This is a genomic window from Streptomyces sp. N35 (assembly GCF_016464295.1).
Classification (GTDB): Bacteria; Actinomycetota; Actinomycetes; order Streptomycetales; family Streptomycetaceae; genus Streptomyces.
Genome location: NZ_JAEIMH010000025.1, coordinates 13,345 through 35,306, shown reverse-complemented (window position 1 = coordinate 35,306; position 21,962 = coordinate 13,345). Strand labels below are relative to the sequence as shown.

Here is a 21,962-nt window from a genome sequence, read left to right as displayed (position 1 = left end):
GCCGAGGGGGGAGGGGGGCGGGCCCGCCCCCCCCGGGGGGGCCGTCGGCCCCTTCGCCGTACGTGGTGTGACGCGGACTCAGAGAACGCGGACCGCGCCCGAAGCCGGGTAGCCCGACAGGTCCTGGATGACGACGCCCTTCGAGGGGTTCGCGGCGTCCAGGTACTGGCCGTTACCGATGTAGACGCCCGTGTGGTACGCCGAGCCCTTGCCGCCCCAGTAAAGGATGTCGCCCACCTGGAGGTTGGACGTGCCGACCTCGGTGCCGACCATCGACTGGTCCTGGGAGACGCGCGGCAGATCCACGCCGGCCTGCTTGAACGCGGCCTGGACGAGGGAGGAGCAGTCCCACGCGTTGGGGCCGGTGGCACCCATGACGTAGGCGTCGCCGAGCTGGGCCTTCATGAAGGAGATGACCGCGGAGACCGAGCCGGAGGCGGGGGCCTCGGCGGTGGCGGAGGCCGAGGCGGTGGAGAGCGTGGTGCGCTCGGAGTCGCGGGCGGCGCGCTCCTTGGCGGCACGCTCGGCGGCGCGCTTCTTGGCGGCGGCCTTGGCCTTGGCCTCGTCCTTGGCCTCCTTGGCGTCCTCGGCGGCGGCCTCGATGGCCGCGTCCTTGTCCGCCTGGAGCGTGTACGCGTCGGCCGCCTGCTGCGTGGCGTCCGCGGTGGCGGCCACCTGGGTTGCCAGGTCGGTGGAGAGCGTCGGCATTTCGATGGTCTCGGTCACCGGCTCGGCCGCGTTCGCCATGCCAGTGGTGCCGGCCACCGCGAGGGTGCTGAGGACGCCACCGGCAACTCCGGCGCGCAGCTTGGTGACGCGCTGCGGGCGGGGCTTCCGGTGGCTGGGTATGTGAGCGGTGTGGGACATGAGAACAACCGGTATCAGGGCGTCAGGGTTCCCTTCAAGAAACGTGTGCTGCGCCACAGTTGTGGCCGATCAAGCCGAATCCCGCGCGTGTCGACGCTTATTGACGCCGTAACGGGCAATTTGGACAGCCATGATCGGCGCTGTGATCATGGGTTTTCCAAGGAACGCCCGTTTTGCCCCGCACCTACCACTGGTCGCTGTCGTTGGCCAAGCCCGGTTCTTCACGGTCCTCACAGAAGTGGCACAGGTCACGAACAGGTCTCCATCGCGAGCCGGTGAACGGGCACGGAATCGCTCGTGAATGTGTGCACGCGTCAGCAGCCGTACAAAAGGGTCCCCCGAGCGAGGGAAGGCTGTCCTTACCAGGTTGTCGATCGAGGTGCCAATTTGCTTGAGGCTGCCCTCACTTGATAGTGGGCGCACCCTCTTGACCAGCGGTAACAAGCTAATTGATCACCATTGGTGATCACTCCGGAGCTTCGCGTATGAAGATCACCGCTCATCCGACTTCATGATCCTTCGTCAGGTGGTGGAGATCACAAAGGCGTTGTCGTACCCCGTGTCGCAGATCACAGACCGGCAGGCATAGGATGCGGGGCAGTTGGGCTTGTGAACTGCCTCACATAAGCACGATCTTGGTGAGTCGGGGCACGCGCCCTAAGAAGTCAGTCCGCCGAAGCAGTCAATGTCGACTGAGAGGAGCGAGGAGCGGTGAACGCTTATGCGCCCATCCTCGTACTGGGAGCCCTAGCGGCAGGCTTTGCGATCTTCTCCGTGGTCATGGCCACGCTTATCGGTCCAAAGCGGTACAACCGCGCCAAACTCGAAGCCTATGAGTGCGGTATCGAGCCGACGCCGACTCCGGCCGGCGGTGGGCGCTTCCCGATCAAGTACTACCTGACGGCGATGCTCTTCATCATCTTCGATATCGAGATCGTCTTCCTCTATCCCTGGGCGGTCACCTTCGACGCCCTGGGTGTTTTCGGGCTCGTGGAGATGTTGCTCTTCGTGCTCACCGTCTTCGTCGCCTACGCGTACGTCTGGCGGCGCGGCGGCCTGGAATGGGACTGAGGGGCTAGGGACCTATGGGACTCGAAGAGAAGCTGCCGAGCGGTTTTCTGCTGACGACGGTCGAACAGGCGGCGGGCTGGGTGCGCAAGGCATCCGTCTTCCCCGCCACCTTCGGCCTCGCCTGTTGTGCCATCGAGATGATGACGACGGGCGCAGGGCGTTACGACCTCGCCCGTTTCGGCATGGAGGTGTTCCGCGGTTCGCCCCGCCAGGCGGACCTGATGATCGTCGCGGGCCGGGTCAGCCAGAAGATGGCGCCGGTCCTGCGGCAGGTCTACGACCAGATGCCGAACCCCAAGTGGGTCATCTCCATGGGCGTCTGCGCCTCCTCCGGCGGCATGTTCAACAACTACGCGATCGTCCAGGGCGTCGACCACATCGTCCCCGTCGACATCTATCTGCCCGGCTGTCCGCCGCGGCCCGAGATGCTGATGGACGCGATCCTCAAGCTGCACCAGAAGATCCAGGGTTCCAAGCTCGGTGTGAACGCCGAAGACGCCGCTCGCGAGGCGGAGGAGGCGGCCCTCAAGTCGCTCCCCCTGATCGAGATGAAGGGGCTGCTCCGGTGAGTGACAGCAATGGCGTGAACCCCGAGAAGGACCTCGGCGCCTCCAACCTCCCCGGCCAGCGCGGTGAGCACGGCGAGGAGATCCGCGTCCAGCGCGGCATGTTCGGCGCCGACAACGGCGGCGACACCTCGGGTTACGGCGGCCTCGTCCGCTCGGTACGGCTGCCCGGTCCCAGCAACCGCCCGTACGGCGGCTGGTTCGACGAGGTGGCCGACGAGCTCGAAGGCGCCCTCGAGGAGCAGGACCTGCTCCCCGAGAACGCGATCGAGAAGACGGTCGTCGACCGCGGCGAGCTCACCTTCCATGTCGCACGCGAGCACCTGCTCCAGGTCGCACGGACCCTGCGCGACGACCCGGCGCTGCGCTTCGAGCTCTGCACGGGTGTCTCCGGTGTGCACTACCTGGAGGACAAGGGCCGTGAGCTGCACGCGGTGTACCACCTGCGCTCGCTCACGCACGGCCGCCTGATCCGGCTCGAGGTCAGCGCTCCCGACAGTGATCCGCATGTTCCGTCCCTGGTCGGCCTCTATCCGACCAACGACTGGCACGAGCGTGAGACGTACGACTTCTTCGGGCTGATCTTCGACGGTCACCCGGCGCTGACGCGGATCATGATGCCGGACGACTGGCAGGGCTTCCCGCAGCGCAAGGACTATCCGCTCGGCGGTATCGCCGTCGAGTACAAGGGCGCCCAGATCCCGGCTCCGGACCAGCGGAGGTCGTACAGCTGATGTCTACTTCACACGCTTCCGCCCGTGCGACCACCGAGGGGACTGTATATACAGTCACCGGCGGCGACTGGGACGAGATCGCGCAGGCCGCGGCCAAGTCCGACGACGAGCGCATCATCGTCAACATGGGCCCGCAGCACCCGTCCACGCACGGCGTGCTCCGCCTGATCCTGGAGATCGACGGCGAGACGGTCACCGAGGCCCGCTGCGGCATCGGCTATCTGCACACCGGCATCGAGAAGAACCTCGAGTACCGGACCTGGACGCAGGGCACCACCTTCGTCACGCGCATGGACTACCTGACGCCGTTCTTCAACGAGACGGCGTACTGCCTGGGCGTGGAGAAGCTGCTCGGTATCGAGGACCAGATCCCGGACCGCGCGAGCGTCATCCGCGTCCTGCTCATGGAGCTGAACCGGCTCTCCTCGCACCTGGTCTGCATCGCCACCGGCGGTATGGAGCTCGGCGCGACCACGATCATGATCTACGGGTTCCGGGACCGCGAACTGATCCTGGACCTCTACGAGTTGATCACCGGGCTCCGCATGAACCACGCGTACATCCGGCCGGGCGGTCTCGCCCAGGATCTGCCGCCGGGCGCGGTGGACCAGCTGCGCGAGTTCGTGAAGACCATGAAGAAGAACCTTCCCGAGTACGACAAGCTCGCCACCGGGAACCCGATCTTCAAGGCCCGTATGCAGGACGTCGGTTACCTCGACCTCGCGGGCTGCATGGCCCTCGGGGCCACGGGGCCGATCCTGCGCTCGGCCGGTCTGCCGCACGACCTGCGCAAGACCGACCCGTACTGCGGCTACGAGACGTACGACTTCGAGGTCCCGACCTCCGAGACCTGCGACTCGTACGGCCGGTTCCTGATCCGGCTCGAGGAGATGCGGCAGTCGCTGCGGATCGTCGAGCAGTGCCTGGACCGGCTCCGGCCCGGTGGCAAGGACCCGGTCATGGTCGCCGACAAGAAGATCGCCTGGCCCGCGCAGCTCGCGCTCGGCCCGGACGGACTCGGCAACTCGCTGGACCACATCAAGAACATCATGGGCACCTCCATGGAGGCCCTGATCCACCACTTCAAGCTGGTGACCGAGGGCTTCCGGGTCCCGCCCGGCCAGGCGTACGCGGCCGTCGAATCGCCCAAGGGCGAGCTCGGCGCGCATGTCGTCTCCGACGGCGGCACCCGTCCCTACCGGGTCCACTTCCGCGACCCGTCCTTCACCAATCTGCAGGCCATGGCGGCGATGTGCGAGGGCGGGCAGGTCGCCGACGTCATCGTCGCCGTCGCGTCCATCGACCCCGTGATGGGAGGCGTCGACCGGTGACCACTTCTCAAGAGGGCGTCAGCCTGGGCATGCCCCAGCTGCCGGCCCCCGACTACCCGGCCGACGTCCGTGCCCGGCTCGAAGCGGATGCCAAGGAGGTGATCGCCCGTTACCCGGACTCGCGCTCGGCGCTGCTTCCGCTGCTTCACCTCGTGCAGTCCGAGGAGGGGCACGTCACCCGGACCGGCATGCAGTTCTGCGCCGATGTACTCGGTCTGACGACCGCCGAGGTCACGGCCGTCGCGACCTTCTACACGATGTACCGGCGCAAGCCGTCCGGTGACTACCAGGTCGGCGTCTGCACCAACACGCTGTGCGCCGTCATGGGCGGCGACGCCATCTTCGAGGACCTGAAGCAGCACCTGGGGGTCGGCAACAACGAGACCACCGAGGACGGCAAGGTCACCCTCGAGCACATCGAGTGCAACGCGGCCTGCGACTTCGCCCCCGTGGTGATGGTGAACTGGGAGTTCTTCGACAACCAGACCCCGGGCAGCGCACGGCAGTTGGTCGACGACCTGCGGGCCGGACGCGAGGTCCAGCCCACGCGCGGTGCGCGCCTGTGCACCTTCAAGGAGACCGCGCGGATCCTGGCCGGCTTCCCGGACGAGCGCGAAGGCGCGGTGGACGAATCCGGCGGCGCCGGGCCCGCTTCCCTGATCGGTCTGCGGCTCGCCAAGGGCGAGGCGGTCCCCGCCCGTGTGGTGCACCCGCGCGGCGAGGCCCCGCAGGGGGATGCCGCCTCCGAGCACCTGTCGTCGCACGACGCACCGCAGCAGACGTCGGCCTCCGACCCGGACCACCCGGCAGGCCCCACCGCCGAGGAGGGGGAGTGATGACCTTGGCCACCGAGATCAACCACGAGACCAGCCCCGAGAAGCTCCTGGCCCCGGTCCTCTCCGCGTTCTGGGACGAGGAGAAGCCCTGGACCCTGGAGACGTACAAGAGGCACGAGGGATACGAGGGCCTGCGCAAGGCCCTCGCCATGACGCCCGACGACCTCATCGCGTACGTCAAGGACTCGGGTCTGCGCGGACGTGGTGGCGCGGGCTTCCCGACGGGCATGAAGTGGCAGTTCATCCCGCAGGGAGACGGCAAGCCGCACTACCTGGTGGTGAACGCGGACGAGTCCGAGCCGGGGACCTGCAAGGACATCCCGCTGCTCTTCGCCAATCCGCACAGCCTGATCGAGGGCATGATCATCGCGTGTTACGCGATCAGGTCGAACCACGCGTTCATCTACCTGCGCGGCGAAGTCGTCCCCGTACTGCGGCGGTTGCACGAGGCCGTACGCGAGGCATACGAAGCCGGCTACCTCGGCGAGAACATCCTGGGCAGCGGACTGAACCTCGACATCACCGTGCACGCCGGCGCCGGCGCGTACATCTGTGGTGAGGAGACCGCGCTCCTCGACTCGCTCGAAGGCCGCCGTGGCCAGCCCCGCCTGCGTCCGCCCTTCCCTGCGGTCGCGGGCCTTTACGCGTGCCCCACTGTGGTGAACAACGTGGAGTCCATCGCGTCTGTTCCCGCGATCCTGAACAAGGGCAAGGACTGGTTCAAGTCGATGGGCAGCGAGAAGTCCCCGGGCTTCACGCTGTACTCGCTCAGCGGCCATGTCGTCTCGCCCGGCCAGTACGAGGCACCGCTCGGGATCACGCTGCGCCAGCTGCTCGACATGAGCGGCGGGATGCGTCCCGGCCACCGGCTCAAGTTCTGGACGCCGGGCGGCAGTTCGACCCCGATGTTCACCGACGAGCACCTCGACGTCCCGCTGGACTACGAGGGTGTGGGCGCCGCGGGTTCGATGCTCGGCACCAAGGCGCTGCAGTGCTTCGACGAGACCACCTGTGTCGTACGGGCGGTCACGCGCTGGACCGAGTTCTACGCCCATGAGTCCTGCGGCAAGTGCACACCGTGCCGCGAAGGGACGTACTGGCTGGTCCAGTTGCTCCGTGACATCGAGGACGGCAAGGGCGTGATGGCCGACCTCGACAAGCTGAACGACATCGCCGACAACATCAACGGCAAGTCCTTCTGCGCCCTCGGCGACGGCGCCGCCTCGCCGATCTTCTCCTCGCTCAAGTACTTCCGCGAGGAGTACGAGCAGCACATCACCGGCAAGGGCTGCCCCTTCGACCCCTCCCGGTCGACTCTCTGGGCCGACAAGCACGCTTCAAGCGCGGAGGTGAACGCATGACCGTCACGACCAACGCTCCCTCCGGGGGCGGAGAGGCGGCGGTCCCGCCGGAAGACCTGGTCTCGCTGACCATCGACGGCGTGGAACTCAGCGTCCCCAAGGGGACGTTGGTGATCCGGGCCGCCGAACAGCTCGGCATCGAGATCCCGCGCTTCTGCGACCACCCGCTGCTCGACCCGGCGGGTGCCTGCCGGCAGTGCATCGTCGAGGTCGAGGGCCAGCGCAAGCCGATGGCCTCCTGCACCATCACCTGCACCGACGGCATGGTCGTCAAGACGCACCTCACCTCGCCGGCCGCGGAGAAGGCGCAGAAGGGTGTGATGGAGCTCCTGCTCATCAACCACCCCCTCGACTGTCCGGTCTGCGACAAGGGCGGCGAGTGCCCGCTGCAGAACCAGGCGATGTCGCACGGCCAGTCGGACTCGCGCTTCGAGGGTCAGAAGCGCACGTACGAGAAGCCGGTGCCGATCTCGACACAGGTCCTTCTCGACCGCGAGCGCTGTGTGCTCTGCGCCCGCTGCACCCGGTTCTCGAACCAGGTCGCGGGCGACCCGATGATCGAGCTGATCGAGCGCGGGGCGCTGCAGCAGGTCGGCACCGGTGAGGGCGACCCCTTCGAGTCGTACTTCTCCGGGAACACCATCCAGATCTGCCCGGTGGGCGCGCTGACTTCGGCCGCGTACCGCTTCCGCTCGCGCCCCTTCGACCTGGTCTCCTCGCCGTCGGTCTGCGAGCACTGCGCGGGCGGCTGCGCGACCCGCACCGATCACCGGCGCGGCAAGGTCATGCGGCGGCTCGCCGCCGAGGACCCCGAGGTCAACGAGGAGTGGATCTGTGACAAGGGGCGGTTCGGGTTCCGGTACGCGCAGCAGCGCGACCGGCTCACGACTCCTCTTGTACGGGGAGAGTCGGGCGAGCTGGAGCCCGCGTCCTGGCCCGAGGCTCTGGAGGCAGCGGCGCAAGGGCTGCTCGCCGCTCGCGGCCGGGCCGGTGTGCTCGCCGGCGGCCGGCTGACCGCCGAGGACGCGTACGCGTACAGCAAGTTCGCGCGGGTCGCCCTCGACACCAACGACGTCGACTTCCGCGCCCGCGTGCACTCCTCCGAGGAGGCCGACTTCCTGGCCGCCGCGGTGGCCGGACGCGGCCGTGACCTCGACGGCAACGGAGTCACGTACACGAAGCTGGAGAAGGCGCCCGCGGTCCTGCTCGTCGGCATCGAGGCCGAGGAGGAGGCGCCCGGCGTCTTCCTGAAGCTGCGCAAGGCCTGGCGGCAGTCCAAGCAGCAGACCTTCGCGCTGGCCCCCTACAGGACCCGCGGTCTGGAGAAGGCCGGCGGCACGCTGCTTCCCGCCGCTCCCGGCACCGAGACCGAGTGGCTGGACGCGCTCGCCTCCGGCGTCGGGCTCGAAGGAGAGGGCGCGAGGGCGGCCGAGGCGCTGCGCGGCGCAGGCTCCGTGATCATCGTCGGTGAGCGGCTCGCGTCCGTCGCGGGCGCGCTGACCGCGGCGATGCGGGCGGCCACCGCGATCGGCGCCCAGCTCCTGTGGATCCCCCGCAGGGCGGGTGAGCGCGGCGCCATCGAGGCGGGCGCGCTGCCCTCGCTCCTTCCGGCCGGTCGCCCCGCGACCGATCCGCGGGCGCGCGAGGAGGTGGCCGTCGCCTGGGGCGTGGCCGAACTCCCGCACCGCTACGGCCGGGACACCGGCCAGATGATCGAGGCCGCCGCGACCGGCGAACTCGGCGCTCTGGTCGTCGCGGGCGTCGAGGTCGCCGACCTGCCGGACCCGGCGCGGGCGCGTGAAGCGCTGAGCGCGGCCTTCGTGGTCTCGCTCGAACTGCGGCCGAGTGAGGTCACGGCGGTCGCGGATGTCGTCCTGCCGGTCGCCGCAGTGGCCGAGAAGGCGGGGACCTTCCTCAACTGGGAAGGCCGGGCGCGGCCGTTCGAAGCGGCCCTGAAGCCCGACCACATGACCCGCGCCCTGTCGCCCACCGACGCCCGCGTGCTGCACATGCTCGCGGACGCCATGGACGTCCACCTCGCGCTGCCGGACAACACGTCCATCCACCGTGAGCTGGGCCGGCTCGGCGCCTGGGACGGTCCGCGCGCCACCGAACCGCTGGAGACCGCGGGGCAGTTGCCCCGGCCGGCCTCCGGCGAGGCGGTGCTCGCGGGACACCGGCTGCTGCTCGACCAGGGCAGGCTCCAGGAGGGCGACGAGGCGCTGGCCGGTACGCGGCACGCGGCCGTCGCCCGGGTCTCCGCCGCCACGGCCGCCGAGGCCGGGGTCAAGGACGGCGACGAGCTCGCCGTGACCGGGCCCGCCGGCTCCGTACGACTGCCGCTGCAGGTCACCGAGATGCCCGACCGCGTGGTCTGGCTCCCGCTGAACTCGGCCGGCGGCGGAGTCGCCTCCGACACCGGGGCCCACCCGGGCGAGCTGGTCAAGATCGGCCCGGCCACGGGCACTTCGGACGTCGCGGAGGTGGAGGCATGAGCCCTGCAGTGACTCTCGCCGCGGAAGACCTGTCGATGTTCGGCACCGACCCGTGGTGGCTCGTGGCCATCAAGGCGGTCTTCTGCTTCGCGTTCCTGATGCTGACCGTGCTGTTCTCCATCGTGTGGGAGCGCAAGGTCGTCGCCTGGATGCAGCTGCGCATCGGCCCCAACCGCCACGGTCCGTGGGGACTGCTGCAGTCCCTCGCGGACGGCATCAAGCTGATGCTCAAGGAAGACGTCATCGTCAAGCGGGCCGACAAGGTCGTCTACGTCCTGGCGCCGATCGTCGCGGCCATCCCGGCCTTCATGGCGATCGCGGTGATCCCCTTCGGGCCCGCCGACAACCAGGTGTCGATCTTCGGTCAGCGCACCACGATGCAGCTCACCGACCTGCCGATCGCGATGCTCTACATCCTCGCGGTCGCCTCGGTCGGCATCTACGGCATCGTGCTCGCGGGCTGGTCGTCCGGCTCCACGTACCCGCTGCTCGGCGGTCTGCGCTCCTGCGCCCAGATGATCTCGTACGAGATCGCGATGGGCGCCGCGTTCGCCTCGGTCTTCCTCTACTCGGGCTCGATGTCGACCTCGACGATCGTGGAGGCGCAGGGGGACCGCTGGTACATCCTGCTCCTTCCGGTGTCGTTCCTGCTGTACATCGTGACCATGGTCGGTGAGACCAACCGCGCTCCGTTCGACATGCCGGAGTCCGAGGGCGACCTGGTCGGCGGCTTCAACACCGAGTACTCGTCGATCAAGTTCGCGCTCTTCATGCTCGCCGAATACGTGAACATGGTGACGGTCTCGGCGGTCGCGACCACCCTCTTCCTGGGCGGCTGGCGGGCCCCGTACCCGATCAGCACCTTCTGGGAGGGCGCCAACTACGGCTGGTGGCCGATGCTCTGGTTCATCGTCAAGGTCCAGCTGCTGTTGTTCTTCTTCATCTGGCTGCGCGGCACGCTCCCGCGGGTGCGCTACGACCAGCTGATGAAACTCGGCTGGAAGGTGCTCATCCCGGTCTCCGTGGTCTGGCTGATGCTCGTCGCGACGGTGCGCACACTGCGCAACGAGAACTACGACTTCGCCGAGATCGTGATGTACGTGGCCGGCGGTGTCATCGCGCTGCTCCTGCTGTCCTTCGTGGTGGACATGTTCCGCGGCAAGGAGAAGGACACGGAGCTCAAGCAGGCTCCGGAGGTCTTCGACCCGATGGCCGGCGGCTTCCCCGTACCGCCGAAGCCGGGTCAGAGCCTGCCGCCCGTGCCGCGCCGACGGTCGCGCCAGGAGCGGGAGTTGGTTGTCAGTGGTGGCGCTGACACTGGGAGTGACGGAAAGGAGGCTGACGGTGTCTGAGGAAACTGGGAAGTCCATCGAGCCCACCGGGGCCGCCGGGCTGCCTTCGCAGGCCGCCGGGCCCGCGGAACCGGTCGAAGGCAAGGACACGGCACAGGGGTTCCAGAACCCTGTGGCCGGATTCGCCGTGACCTTCAAGGCCATGTTCAAGAAGCGGCTCACGGAGCAGTACCCGGAGCAGCAGAAGACCACGGCGCCGCGCTTCCACGGCCGGCACCAGCTCAACCGGCACCCCGACGGACTCGAGAAGTGCGTCGGCTGCGAGTTGTGCGCCTGGGCCTGTCCCGCCGATGCCATTTACGTGGAGGGCGCGGACAACACCGAGGAGGAGCGCTACTCGCCGGGTGAGCGGTACGGCCGCGTCTACCAGATCAATTACGCGCGCTGCATTCTGTGCGGGCTGTGCATCGAGGCCTGTCCGACGCGGGCGTTGACGATGACGAATGAGTTCGAGCTGGCGGACTCCAGCCGCGCGAACCTCATTTACACCAAGGAGCAGTTGCTCGCCGGGCTCGAAGACACCATGGTCGACAGCCCGCACGCGATCTACCCCGGGATGGACGAGAGCGACTACTACCGCGGTCTGGTGACCGGGGCGGCGCCCGGGACGGTTCAGCAGGTCGCGGTCTCCAAGGGCGAGGTACCGCGGGAAGAGGGGGTGGAGGCGTGAGCGCGCTCGCCGCCTACACCACCTCCACCGGTGAGGCCTTCCAGTTCTGGGTGCTCGGCACCGTCGCCGTGATCGGCGCGCTGTGCACGATCCTGATGAAGAAGGCCGTGCACAGCGCGCTGTGCCTGGCCGGGACCATGATCATCCTGGCGGTCTTCTACCTCGCCAACGGGGCGTACTTCCTGGGCATCGTCCAGGTCGTCGTCTACACCGGCGCGATCATGATGCTCTTCCTCTTCGTGGTCATGCTCGTCGGTGTCACCGCGGCCGACTCCCTGAAGGAGACCATCAAGGGCCAGCGTTGGCTCGCGGCCCTGTGCGGCCTCGGCTTCGCGGTGCTGCTCGTGGCCGGGATCGGAAATGCCGCGATCACCGAGTTCAACGGGCTCGGCGCGGCGAACGCGGGCGGGAACGTCGAGGGCCTCGCGGCCCTGATCTTCACCAAGTACGTGTTCGCCTTCGAGATCACCGGCGCCCTGCTCATCACCGCGGCCGTCGGCGCCATGGTGCTCACGCACCGCGAGCGCACCGAACGCGCCCTCAACCAGCGGGAGATGGCCGAGCGGCGCGTACGCGAGGGCAAGCACCTGCCGCCGCTGCCGGCGCCCGGTGTCTACGCCCGGCACAACGCGGTGGACATCGCCGGTCTGCTGCCCGACGGCACCCCGTCCGAGCTCACGGTGATGAGGACGCTGCGGGACCGCGGCCAGATCCGTGATGTGTCCAGCGAGGCGCTGAAGGACCTGGCGGCCCTCGAGCAGCGCTCCGCGGAGCGGCTCGGCAGGGACAACGACCGGGAAGAGGAGGCCGCGAAGTGAACCCCGTCAACTACCTCTATCTCGCCGCCCTGTTGTTCGCGATCGGCGCCACAGGGGTGCTGATCAGGCGGAACGCGATCGTTGTGTTCATGTGCATCGAGCTCATGCTCAATGCCTGCAACCTCGCGTTCGTGGCCTTCTCGCGGATGCACGGCAATCTCGACGGCCAGATCATCGCGTTCTTCACGATGGTCGTCGCCGCCGCCGAGGTCGTGGTCGGGCTCGCGATCATCGTGTCCCTGTTCCGCTCCCGCCACTCGGCCTCGGTCGACGACGCCAGCCTGATGAAGCTCTAAAGGGGTCGCTGAATCGTGGAGAACTTGATTGCGCTGCTCGTCGCGGCGCCTCTGCTCGGAGCGGTGGTCCTGCTGTGCGGCGGGCGCCGGCTCGACCGCACCGGCCACTGGCTCGGCACGCTGCTCGCGCTCGGCTCGTTCGTCGTCGGTGTCGTGCTGTTCCTGGACATGCTCGGCCGCGACGGCGAGGACCGGGCGATGCACCAGCATCTGTTCAGCTGGATCCCGGTCGGCGGCTTCCAGGCCGATGTGGCCTTCCAGCTCGACCAGTTGTCGATGACCTTCGTGCTCCTGATCACCGGTGTGGGCTCTTTGATCCACATCTACTCGATCGGCTACATGGAGCACGACGAGCGGCGGCGCCGCTTCTTCGGCTATCTGAACCTGTTCCTCGCGGCGATGCTGATCCTCGTCATCGCCGACAACTACCTGCTCCTGTACGTGGGCTGGGAGGGCGTCGGTCTGGCGTCGTACCTGCTCATCGGGTTCTGGCAGCACAAGCCCAGCGCGGCCACCGCGGCCAAGAAGGCCTTCCTGGTCAACCGCGTCGGCGACATGGGCCTGTCCATCGCGATCATGCTGATGTTCACCACGTTCGGGACCTTCGCCTTCGGCGACGTACTCGCGGCCACCGGTGAGACCAGCGAGGGCAAGCTGACGGCCATCGGCCTGATGTTGCTGCTCGCCGCGTGCGGCAAGTCGGCCCAGGTGCCGCTGCAGTCCTGGCTCGGGGACGCGATGGAGGGCCCGACCCCGGTCTCGGCCCTCATCCACGCCGCGACCATGGTGACCGCGGGCGTCTACCTGATCACCCGGTCCGGCGCGATCTTCAACGGCGCCCCGAACGCCCAACTCGCCGTGGTCATCGTGGGTGCGGTCACGCTGCTCTTCGGTGCGATCGTCGGTTGCGCCAAGGACGACATCAAGAAGGCCTTGGCGGGCTCGACGATGTCGCAGATCGGCTACATGATCCTCGCGGCCGGCCTCGGCCCGATCGGCTACGCCTTCGCGATCATGCACCTGGTGACGCACGGCTTCTTCAAGGCCGGGCTCTTCCTCGGTGCCGGTTCGGTCATGCACGGCATGAACGACGAGGTCGACATGCGCAAGTACGGCGGCCTGCGCAAGTACATGCCGGTCACCTTCGCGACCTTCGGGCTCGGCTACCTCGCGATCATCGGCTTCCCGGGTCTGTCGGGCTTCTGGTCCAAGGACAAGATCATCGAGGCGGCCTTCGCGTACGACGACGGGATCCGCGGCTGGATCTTCGGCGGCGTGGCCCTGCTCGGCGCGGGCATCACCGCGTTCTACATGACCCGCGTGATGCTGATGACCTTCTTCGGTGAGAAGCGCTGGCAGCCCGACGCGGAGGGCCACGAGCCCCACCCGCACGAGTCGCCCAAGTCGATGACGATCCCGATGATCGTGCTCGCCTTCGGCTCGGTCTTCGCGGGCGGTCTGTTCTCGCTCAACGAGTCGTTCGTGCACTGGCTGGAGCCGGTCACGAGCTTCGAGCACCCGCACCCGGTGATCAGCGTCCCGGCGATCACGGCCTCGACGGTCGTGGTCCTCCTGATCGGTGTCGCCATCGCCTGGTTCATGTACGGCAAGCGCCCGGTCCCGGTCACCGCCCCGCGAGGTTCGGTGCTCACCCGGGCCGCCCGCCGCGACCTGCTCCAGGACGACTTCAACCACGTGGTCCTGGTCCGCGGCGGCGAGCACCTCACGCGCTCGCTGGTGTACGTCGACCACACCCTGGTGGACGGCGTCGTCAACGGCACGGCGGCGGGCTTCGGCGGGCTCTCCGGCCGGCTGCGCAAGCTGCAGAACGGCTACGCCCGCAGTTACGCGGTCTCGATGTTGGGCGGTACGGCGGTACTCGTCGCCGCGACCCTGCTGATGAGGGCGGTCTGATCCGATGTCCTTTCCTCTTCTGACATTGACGGCAGCGGTGCCGGCGCTCGGTGCGATCGCCACCGCCGCCGTACCCGCCGCCAAGCGCACCGCGGCCAAATGGCTCGCGCTGTTCTTCTCGCTTGTGACGCTGGCGCTCGCGGTGATCGTCGGGATCCGGTTCAACACCGGCTCCGGCGCCGACCGTTACCAGCTGACCGAATCGCACTCCTGGATCGCCGACTTCGGGGTCCGCTACGAACTGGGCGTGGACGGCATCGGGGTGGCCCTCATCGGGCTGACCGCGCTGCTGATCCCGTTCATCATCGTGGCGGGCTGGCACGACGCGGACCCGCAGGAGACCGGGAACACACGCTGGCGCCCGACCCAGGGCTTCTTCGCCCTGATCCTCATGGTCGAGGCGATGGTGATCCTCTCCTTCGAGGCCACCGACGTCTTCCTCTTCTACATCCTGTTCGAAGCCATGCTCATCCCGATGTACTTCCTCATCGGCGGCTTCGGCGACCGCGCGCACGCGGGCTCGGACGAGAAGGCGGCCGCCCAACGGTCGTACGCGGCCGTGAAGTTCCTGCTCTACAACCTGGTCGGCGGCCTGATCATGCTGGCCGCGGTCATCGGTCTGTACGTGGTCGCCGGCACCTTCTCGCTGAGCGAGATCGCCGAGATGCGCGCGGCCGGCGAGCTGGAGATGGCGACGAACACCGAGCGCCTGCTCTTCCTCGGCTTCTTCTTCGCCTTCGCGGTGAAGGCCCCGCTGTGGCCGCTGCACACCTGGCTGCCGAACGCGATGGGCGAGGCCACGGCCCCGGTCGCGGTGCTCATCACGGCGGTGGTCGACAAGGTCGGCACCTTCGCGATGCTCCGCTTCTGCCTCCAGCTCTTCCCGAACGCCTCGGAGTGGGCGACCCCGGTCATCCTCGTCCTGGCGCTGATCTCCATCGTGTACGGGGCGCTGCTCGCGGTCGGCCAGCGGGACATCAAGCGCCTGGTCGCGTACGCGTCGATCTCGCACTTCGGGTTCATCATCATGGGCATCTTCGCGATGACCAGCCAGGGCCAGTCCGGCGCGACGCTCTACATGGTCAACCACGGTATTTCCACGGCCGCGTTGATGCTCGTCGCCGGGTTCCTCATCTCCCGGCGCGGCTCGCGGCTCATCGCGGACTACGGCGGGGTGCAGAAGGTGGCGCCGGTCCTGGCCGGCACCTTCCTGATCGGCTCGCTCGCCACGCTGTCGCTGCCGGGGCTCGCCCCGTTCGTCAGCGAATTCCTGGTCCTGGTCGGCACGTTCGCGCGCTACCCGGTCATCGGCATCATCGCGACCTTCGGCATCGTGCTCGGCGCGCTGTACTCCCTCGTCCTGTACCAGCGGACGATGACAGGCCCGGTCAAGCTCGAAGTCGCCAAGATGCCCGACCTCAAGCTGCGCGAACTCCTCGTCGTGGGACCGCTGATCGTTCTCCTTGTCTTCCTCGGCGTGTACCCGAAGCCGGTCACCGAACTGGTCGACCCGGCGGTCAAGCACACGCTCTCCGACGTAAAGCAGCATGACCCCGAGCCGGAGGTGGCGGCCAAGTGAGCGCAACAGCCGTCCACAGCCTGTGGACAACCAATGGCCTCTGGGCCACCGCGGCGGAGCCGGTCACCAAGATCGACTCTCCGCAGATCGAGTACAGCCTGATCGCTCCCACGCTGATCGTGATCGGCGCCGCGATCCTCGGCATCCTGGTCGAGGCGTTCGTGCCGCGGGTGGCCCGCTATTACGTACAGGTCTTCCTGTCGGTGGTCGCGCTCGTCGCCGCGTTCGCCGCGGTGGTGGCGCTCGCGGCCGGCGGGCACGGCACCACCGAGTCGGGCATCGTGGCCATGGGGGCGCTCGCCGTCGACGGGCCCGCCCTGTTCCTGCAGGGCACGATCCTGCTGTCCGGTCTGGTGGCGATCTTCACCTTCGCCGAGCGCAGGCTCGACCCGGAGGCGCACGGCAACCGCGTCGACTCGTTCGCGGCCCAGGCCGCGTCCGTCCCGGGCAGCGACAGTGAACAGGCCGCGGTACGGGCCGGGTTCACCACCACCGAGGTGTTCCCGCTCGCGCTGTTCGCGATCGGCGGCATGCTGGTCTTCCCCTCGGCGAACGACCTCCTGACGCTCTTCATCGCGCTGGAAGTCTTCTCGCTGCCGCTGTACCTGCTCTGCGCCCTGGCCCGCCGCAAGCGGCTCATGTCGCAGGAAGCGGCGGTCAAGTACTTCCTGCTCGGCGCGTTCTCCTCCGCGTTCCTGCTCTTCGGCATCGCGCTCCTCTACGGATACGCGGGCACGGTCTCGTACGCCGGAATCGCGGACGTCGTCGACGGCACGGTGCAGAACGTGAACCCGGCGCTCGCCGGCACGATGGGCAACGACGCGCTGCTCCTGGTCGGCGCCGCGCTGATCCTGATGGGTCTGCTCTTCAAGGTCGGCGCCGTCCCGTTCCACATGTGGACCCCGGACGTCTACCAGGGCGCCCCGACCCCGGTCACCGGCTTCATGGCGGCGGCCACGAAGGTCGCGGCGTTCGGCGCGCTGCTGCGTCTGCTGTACGTGGTGCTTCCGGGGCTGCGCTGGGACTGGCGGCCGGTCATGTGGGGCGTGGCGATCGCCACGATGCTGCTCGGCGCGATCGTCGCGATCACGCAGACGGACATCAAGCGGCTGCTCGCGTACTCGTCGATCGCGCACGCGGGCTTCATCCTGGCCGGTGTCATCGCCACGACGCCCGACGGCATCTCGTCGGTCCTCTTCTACCTGGGTGCCTACTCCTTCGTGACGATCGGCGCGTTCGCCGTGGTCACGCTGGTGCGGGACGCGGGCGGCGAGGCGACGCACCTGTCCAAGTGGGCGGGCCTCGGCCGTCGTTCGCCGCTGGTGGCGGCGGTCTTCGCGGTCTTCCTGCTCGCCTTCGCGGGTATTCCGCTGACGTCGGGCTTCGCGGGCAAGTTCGCGGTGTTCAAGGCGGCGGCGGAGGGCGGCGCGGGCGCGCTGGTCGTCGTCGGCGTCATCTCGTCGGCCATCGCGGCGTTCTTCTACATTCGCGTGATCGTCCTGATGTTCTTCAGCGAGCCCAAGCCGGAGGGTCCGACGGTGGCGGTCCCCTCGCCGCTCACCATGACGGCGATCGGCGTCGGCGTGGCGGTCACGCTGGTCCTCGGCGTCGCCCCGCAGTACTTCCTGGACCTGGCCAATCAGGCGAGCGTCTTCGTCCGCTGAGCTGTGTGGTCCGGCCTGACCGCCCGGCGCCCGTTGGGGTGCCGGGCGGTCGGTTTTCCGGCAGCGTGAGGTGCGGGGGTGCAGGGGGCGGAGCCCCCGCGGAAGGGGCACGCCACCCCGCCGCGGAGCGGCGGAGCACGCCGAGACGGACGGCGCCGTCCACAGGCCTGTGGATAACTCCGGAGGTGCCGGCGCAGACCCCTATCGTGAGGGACGAGGTCGAAACGCGACCGAGGGCACACGGGGGGACACGACGATGGACGGGACCGCAGTGATGGAAGAGGTCAGCCTGACGCTGGTCGAGCACACCGACACAGAAACCGAAGCCCTCCGCACGCTGACCCGCGCCTTCGGATACGACACCTTCCGCGGCGACCAGGAAGCCGCCATCGAGCACGTGGCCGCCGGCGGCGACGCCGTCGTGCTCATGCCGACCGGCGCCGGAAAGTCGCTCTGCTACCAGATCCCGTCCCTCGTCAGGCCGGGCACCGGCGTCGTGATCTCCCCGCTGATCGCCCTGATGCAGGACCAGGTCGACGCCCTGCGTGCCCTCGGCGTCCGCGCGGGATTCATCAACTCCACGCAGGACTACGACGAACAGCGCCTGGTCGAGGCCGAGTTCGTGTCCGGCGAGCTCGACCTGCTCTACCTCGCCCCCGAGCGCCTCCGCCTCGAATCCACCCTCGATCTGCTCTCCCGCGGCAAGATCTCCGTCTTCGCGATCGACGAGGCCCACTGCGTCGCCCAGTGGGGCCACGACTTCCGCCCCGACTATCTGGCCCTCTCCCTCCTGGGTGAACGCTGGCCGGACGTCCCGCGCATCGCCCTGACCGCGACCGCGACCCGCGCCACCCACCAGGAGATCACCAAGAACCTGGGCATGGACGGCGCCCGCCACTTCGAGGCGAGCTTCGACCGGCCCAACATCCAGTACCGGATCGTCTCCAAGGACGACCCCAAGAAGCAGCTCCTGCGCTTCCTCAAGGAGGAGCACGCCGGCGATGCGGGCATCGTCTACTGCCTCTCGCGCAACTCGGTGGAGAAGACAGCCGAGTTCCTCTGCCGCAACGACATTCCGGCGGTCCCGTACCACGCCGGTCTGGACGCACGGACCCGCGCCCTGCACCAGTCGCGCTTCCTGCGCGAGGAGGGCCTGACCGTCGTCGCGACCATTGCCTTCGGCATGGGCATCGACAAGCCCGACGTCCGCTTCGTCGCCCACCTCGACCTGCCGAAGTCCGTCGAGGGCTACTACCAGGAGACCGGCCGCGCGGGCCGCGACGGCCTCCCGTCCACGGCCTGGATGGCGTACGGACTCCAGGACGTGGTCCAGCAGCGCAAGCTGATCCAGAGCGGCGAGGGCGACCTGGCCTTCCAGCGCAGGGCCGCCTCCCATCTGGACGCGATGCTGGCGCTCTGCGAGACGGTCCAGTGCCGGCGCGCCCAACTCCTCGCGTACTTCGGGCAGCAGCAGGAGAGTCCGGCCTGCGGCAACTGCGACAGCTGCCTGACACCCCCGGAGACCTGGGACGGCACGGTCGCCGCGCAGAAGGTGCTCTCCGCGGTCGTACGGCTGCAGCGCGAGCGCGGCCAGAAGTTCGGCACCGGGCAGATCGTCGACATCCTGCTCGGCCGCAAGACGGCCAAGGTCATCCAGTTCGACCACGATCAGCTGTCGGTCTTCGGTATCGGTCAGGAGCTGTCCGAGGCCGAATGGCGGGGCGTGGTGCGGCAGTTGCTCGCGCAGCGGCTGCTCGCCGTGGAGGGGGAGTACGGGACGCTGGTCCTGACCGAGGACAGCGGGGCGGTCCTGGCCCGGCAGCGCGAGGTGCCCCTGCGCAAGGAACCCAAGAAGGCGCCCTCGGCCAAGGGCTCGTCGAAGGGGGAGCGCAAGTCCAAGGCGGTCGTCGACCTTCCCGAGGAACTGCTGCCGCTCTTCGAGACGCTGCGGACCTGGCGGGCGACGCAGGCCCGGGAGCAGGGAGTCCCGGCGTACGTGGTCTTCCCCGACGCGACGCTCAAGGAGATCACCCTCACCGCACCGTCCACGATCGACGAGCTCGGTGGGATCAGCGGGGTCGGCGAGAAGAAGCTGGCGACGTACGGGGAAGCGGTGCTCGGCGTGCTGGCCGAGTGGTCCGCAGTGGCCGGTGCGCGGCCCGCGGAGGAGGACGAGCCGCCTGCGGACGAGTGACCGCAGGCACCCGGTCCGGGATGCGAGGACCGGGTGCCTGGGTCGATGGCCCGATCAGGGGCTGGCCGCAGGCCGCCCTCAGCCGGCGACCACCTTGCCCGTCACCTCGCCCAGGCCCACCCGTACGCCGTCAGGACCGGGCGCCCAGGCCGTCAGCGTGACCTCGTCGCCGTCCTCGAGGAACGTGCGCTTGCCGGAGGGGAGTTCGAGGGGCTGGGTGCCGTTCCAGGTGAGCTCGATCAGTGAGCCGCGCTGGCCCGGTTCGGGGCCGCTGACCGTGCCCGAGCCGTACAGGTCACCGGTGCGCAGCGAGGCGCCGCCGACCGTCATATGGGCGAGCATCTGGGCGGGGGACCAGTACATGCCGGAGAACGGGGGTTCGGAGATCACTTCGCCGTTGAGGGTGACCGTGATCCGCAGGTCGTAGCCGCCGGGCTCCTCCTCGTCGGAGTCGTCCAGATACGGAAGGAGCGGTACGTCGCGGGCGGGCAGCGCGGCACGCGCCGAGTCAAGGGCTTCGAGCGGGGTGATCCACGCGGACACCGAGGTGGCGAAGGACTTCGCGACGTGCGGGCCGAGGGGCACGTACTCCCAGGGCTGGATGTCGCGGGCCGACCAGTCGTTGAGCAGGCAGAGGCCGAAGACATGATCGCGGAAGGAGGACAGCGGGACGGGGGAACCCATCGGCGAGGGGGCGCCGACCACGAAGCCCACCTCGGCCTCGATGTCCATCTTGGCCGACGGACCGAAGCCCGGCGCCGCGTCCGAGGGCGCCTTGCGCTGGCCGCTCGGGCGGACCACATCAGTGCCGGACACCACCACGGTGCCGGCCCGGCCGTGGTAACCCACCGGCAGGTGCTTCCAGTTGGGAAGCAGCGCGTCGCCGTCGGGGCGGAACATCCGGCCCAGGTTGGTCGCGTGGTGCTCGCTCGCGTAGAAGTCGACGTAGTCCGCGACCTCGAAGGGGAGGTGCAGCTCGACCGTGTCCAGGGGGTGGAGCAGCGGTTCCACGACCTCGCGGTGCGCGGGCACCGTCACCCACGCGGTCAGCGCCCTGCGCACGTCCCGCCAGGTCTGACGGCCCGCGGCGAGCAGCGGGTTCAGTGAAGGCTGGGCGAGCAGCGACGCATACGGCGAGCCCAGGGCGTGCGCGGCCGCACCGGCGTCCAGGACGCGGTCGCCGAGGCGTACGCCGACCCTGCGCAGCGGTTCTCCGCTCGCGGTGGGCAGGGAGAAGACGCCGTAGGGCAGATTGTGCGGGCCGAAGGGGTCGCCCTCGGGAAGGTCGAGCGGGGTGGGCTCGGGCATGGGACGCTGCCTCGCTTTCCATGTGCAGGTTGGCCACACCGTACAAGTGCCGGGCGGCCATGCGGCAGTGTGTGCCCGGCCTCGCGGCTGAGCGTGCTGAGGGCTGCGACGGTGTGTGCCCGGGCTCGCGGCGCTGTGTGCCCGGGCTCGCGGCAGTGCGTGCCCGGCCCTGCGGCAGTGCGTGCCCGTGGCCCTGGGGCTGAGTGCGCTCGCCCCCGCAGCTGAGTGCCCCCGGGGCCCCTTGGGGTCTATGAGGACCTCTGGGGACCAAGGTCCTCCCGTTGGCCAAAGTCCACTTTTCCTTGGTTTGTTGGTATCTCCGTATCCTGGGGCCCATGGCAAGACCATCCGCGTACACACTGATCGCCACCGACCTCGACGGCACCCTGCTCCGGCATGGCGACACCATCTCCCCGCGCTCGCGCACCGCTCTCACCAGGGCGACCGCGACCGGCGCCCGGCATATCGTCGTCACCGGACGGCCCGTCCCCCAGGTGCGGCATCTGCTGCTCGAGCTCGACTACCAGGGGCTCGCGGTCTGCGGCCAGGGTGCACAGGTCTACGACGCGGGTGCGAACCGAATGGTCAGCTCCCTGACCCTGAACCGCGAGCTCGCCGATGTGGCGCTCGGCAAGATCGAGGCCGAGGTCGGCGAGGTCTTCGCGGCGGTGAACCAGGACGGCATGGAGGGCCTGATGCTCATGGAGCCGGGTTACGAGATGCCGCACCCCACGCTGCCCGCGGTACGCGTCGCCAACCGTTCCGCACTGTGGGCGGACCCGATCAACAAGGTCCTGATGCGCCACGCCTCGCTCTCCGACGACGAGCTCGCCGCCGCGGCCCCGGCCGCCGCGGCGGGCGTGGTGACGGGGGCGGTGGCCGGGGCCCGCGCCGGGGGGGTGCGGC

The 21,962-nt window shown here is 68.8% G+C and carries 17 protein-coding genes and 1 pseudogene; 16 read left to right on the top strand and 2 right to left on the bottom strand.

Going from position 1 to position 21,962, the window contains the following annotated elements:
- Positions 1-78: 78 nt before the first annotated feature.
- A complete protein-coding gene (locus JAO81_RS15970) occupies positions 79-867 on the bottom strand; it encodes a C40 family peptidase (RefSeq protein WP_199548516.1) in 789 nt (262 codons plus the stop codon).
- Positions 868-1,578: 711 nt separating this feature from the next.
- Here JAO81_RS15970 and JAO81_RS15965 point away from each other — a divergent pair.
- The 15 genes from JAO81_RS15965 (at position 1,579) to recQ (ending at position 19,748) form a co-directional block, all read left to right on the top strand.
- Positions 1,579-1,938 (top strand): NADH-quinone oxidoreductase subunit A, encoded by a 360-nt coding sequence (locus tag JAO81_RS15965; RefSeq protein ID WP_093617117.1) that lies wholly within the window; start codon positions 1,579-1,581, stop codon positions 1,936-1,938.
- 14 nt (positions 1,939-1,952) lie between these two features.
- Positions 1,953-2,507, top strand: coding sequence for an NADH-quinone oxidoreductase subunit B family protein (locus tag JAO81_RS15960; protein WP_093617115.1), 555 nt, complete (start codon positions 1,953-1,955; stop codon positions 2,505-2,507).
- Entirely contained in the window at positions 2,504-3,238 is a 735-nt protein-coding gene (locus JAO81_RS15955; protein WP_199548515.1) for an NADH-quinone oxidoreductase subunit C, read from the top strand. The genes JAO81_RS15960 and JAO81_RS15955 overlap by 4 nt, the downstream gene beginning before the upstream one ends.
- The gene (locus JAO81_RS15950) at positions 3,238-4,569 is read left to right on the top strand and encodes an NADH-quinone oxidoreductase subunit D (RefSeq protein ID WP_199548514.1); all 1,332 of its coding nucleotides are present in this window, start codon (positions 3,238-3,240) and stop codon (positions 4,567-4,569) included. The genes JAO81_RS15955 and JAO81_RS15950 overlap by 1 nt, the downstream gene beginning before the upstream one ends.
- A 29-nt stretch (positions 4,570-4,598) precedes the next feature.
- A complete protein-coding gene (nuoE, locus tag JAO81_RS15945; RefSeq protein ID WP_199548574.1) occupies positions 4,599-5,405 on the top strand; it encodes an NADH-quinone oxidoreductase subunit NuoE in 807 nt (268 codons plus the stop codon).
- Entirely contained in the window at positions 5,405-6,766 is a 1,362-nt protein-coding gene (gene nuoF / locus JAO81_RS15940) for an NADH-quinone oxidoreductase subunit NuoF (protein ID WP_199548513.1), read from the top strand. The genes nuoE and nuoF overlap by 1 nt, the downstream gene beginning before the upstream one ends.
- Positions 6,763-9,261, top strand: coding sequence for an NADH-quinone oxidoreductase subunit G (locus JAO81_RS15935; RefSeq protein WP_199548512.1), 2,499 nt, complete (start codon positions 6,763-6,765; stop codon positions 9,259-9,261). The genes nuoF and JAO81_RS15935 overlap by 4 nt, the downstream gene beginning before the upstream one ends.
- On the top strand, positions 9,258-10,613 hold the full coding sequence (gene nuoH, locus JAO81_RS15930) for an NADH-quinone oxidoreductase subunit NuoH (protein WP_199548511.1): 1,356 nt from the start codon (positions 9,258-9,260) through the stop codon (positions 10,611-10,613). The genes JAO81_RS15935 and nuoH overlap by 4 nt, the downstream gene beginning before the upstream one ends.
- Positions 10,614-10,653: 40 nt before the next feature.
- Positions 10,654-11,283, top strand: coding sequence for an NADH-quinone oxidoreductase subunit NuoI (nuoI, locus tag JAO81_RS15925; protein WP_199548573.1), 630 nt, complete (start codon positions 10,654-10,656; stop codon positions 11,281-11,283).
- Positions 11,280-12,101: an NADH-quinone oxidoreductase subunit J gene (locus tag JAO81_RS15920; RefSeq protein WP_199548510.1), complete on the top strand. Its 822-nt coding sequence runs from the start codon at positions 11,280-11,282 to the stop codon at positions 12,099-12,101. The genes nuoI and JAO81_RS15920 overlap by 4 nt, the downstream gene beginning before the upstream one ends.
- Entirely contained in the window at positions 12,098-12,397 is a 300-nt protein-coding gene (gene nuoK, locus JAO81_RS15915) for an NADH-quinone oxidoreductase subunit NuoK (protein ID WP_055529377.1), read from the top strand. The genes JAO81_RS15920 and nuoK overlap by 4 nt, the downstream gene beginning before the upstream one ends.
- Positions 12,398-12,412: 15 nt before the next feature.
- The gene (gene nuoL, locus JAO81_RS15910) at positions 12,413-14,311 is read left to right on the top strand and encodes an NADH-quinone oxidoreductase subunit L (RefSeq protein WP_199548509.1); all 1,899 of its coding nucleotides are present in this window, start codon (positions 12,413-12,415) and stop codon (positions 14,309-14,311) included.
- 4 nt (positions 14,312-14,315) lie between these two features.
- Positions 14,316-15,890, top strand: coding sequence for an NADH-quinone oxidoreductase subunit M (locus JAO81_RS15905; protein ID WP_199548508.1), 1,575 nt, complete (start codon positions 14,316-14,318; stop codon positions 15,888-15,890).
- The gene (nuoN, locus tag JAO81_RS15900) at positions 15,887-17,554 is read left to right on the top strand and encodes an NADH-quinone oxidoreductase subunit NuoN (RefSeq protein ID WP_199548507.1); all 1,668 of its coding nucleotides are present in this window, start codon (positions 15,887-15,889) and stop codon (positions 17,552-17,554) included. The genes JAO81_RS15905 and nuoN overlap by 4 nt, the downstream gene beginning before the upstream one ends.
- A gap of 256 nt (positions 17,555-17,810) precedes the next feature.
- On the top strand, positions 17,811-19,748 hold the full coding sequence (recQ, locus tag JAO81_RS15895) for a DNA helicase RecQ (RefSeq protein ID WP_199548506.1): 1,938 nt from the start codon (positions 17,811-17,813) through the stop codon (positions 19,746-19,748).
- A gap of 78 nt (positions 19,749-19,826) precedes the next feature.
- On the opposite strand, the gene fahA is transcribed toward recQ, so the two are convergent.
- Complete coding sequence (fahA, locus tag JAO81_RS15890) at positions 19,827-21,056, bottom strand: fumarylacetoacetase (RefSeq protein ID WP_199548505.1); 1,230 nt, start codon at positions 21,054-21,056, stop codon at positions 19,827-19,829.
- A 335-nt stretch (positions 21,057-21,391) separates the two neighbouring features.
- Here fahA and JAO81_RS15885 point away from each other — a divergent pair.
- Positions 21,392-21,962: pseudogene (locus JAO81_RS15885) on the top strand (HAD family hydrolase); the annotation flags it as partial.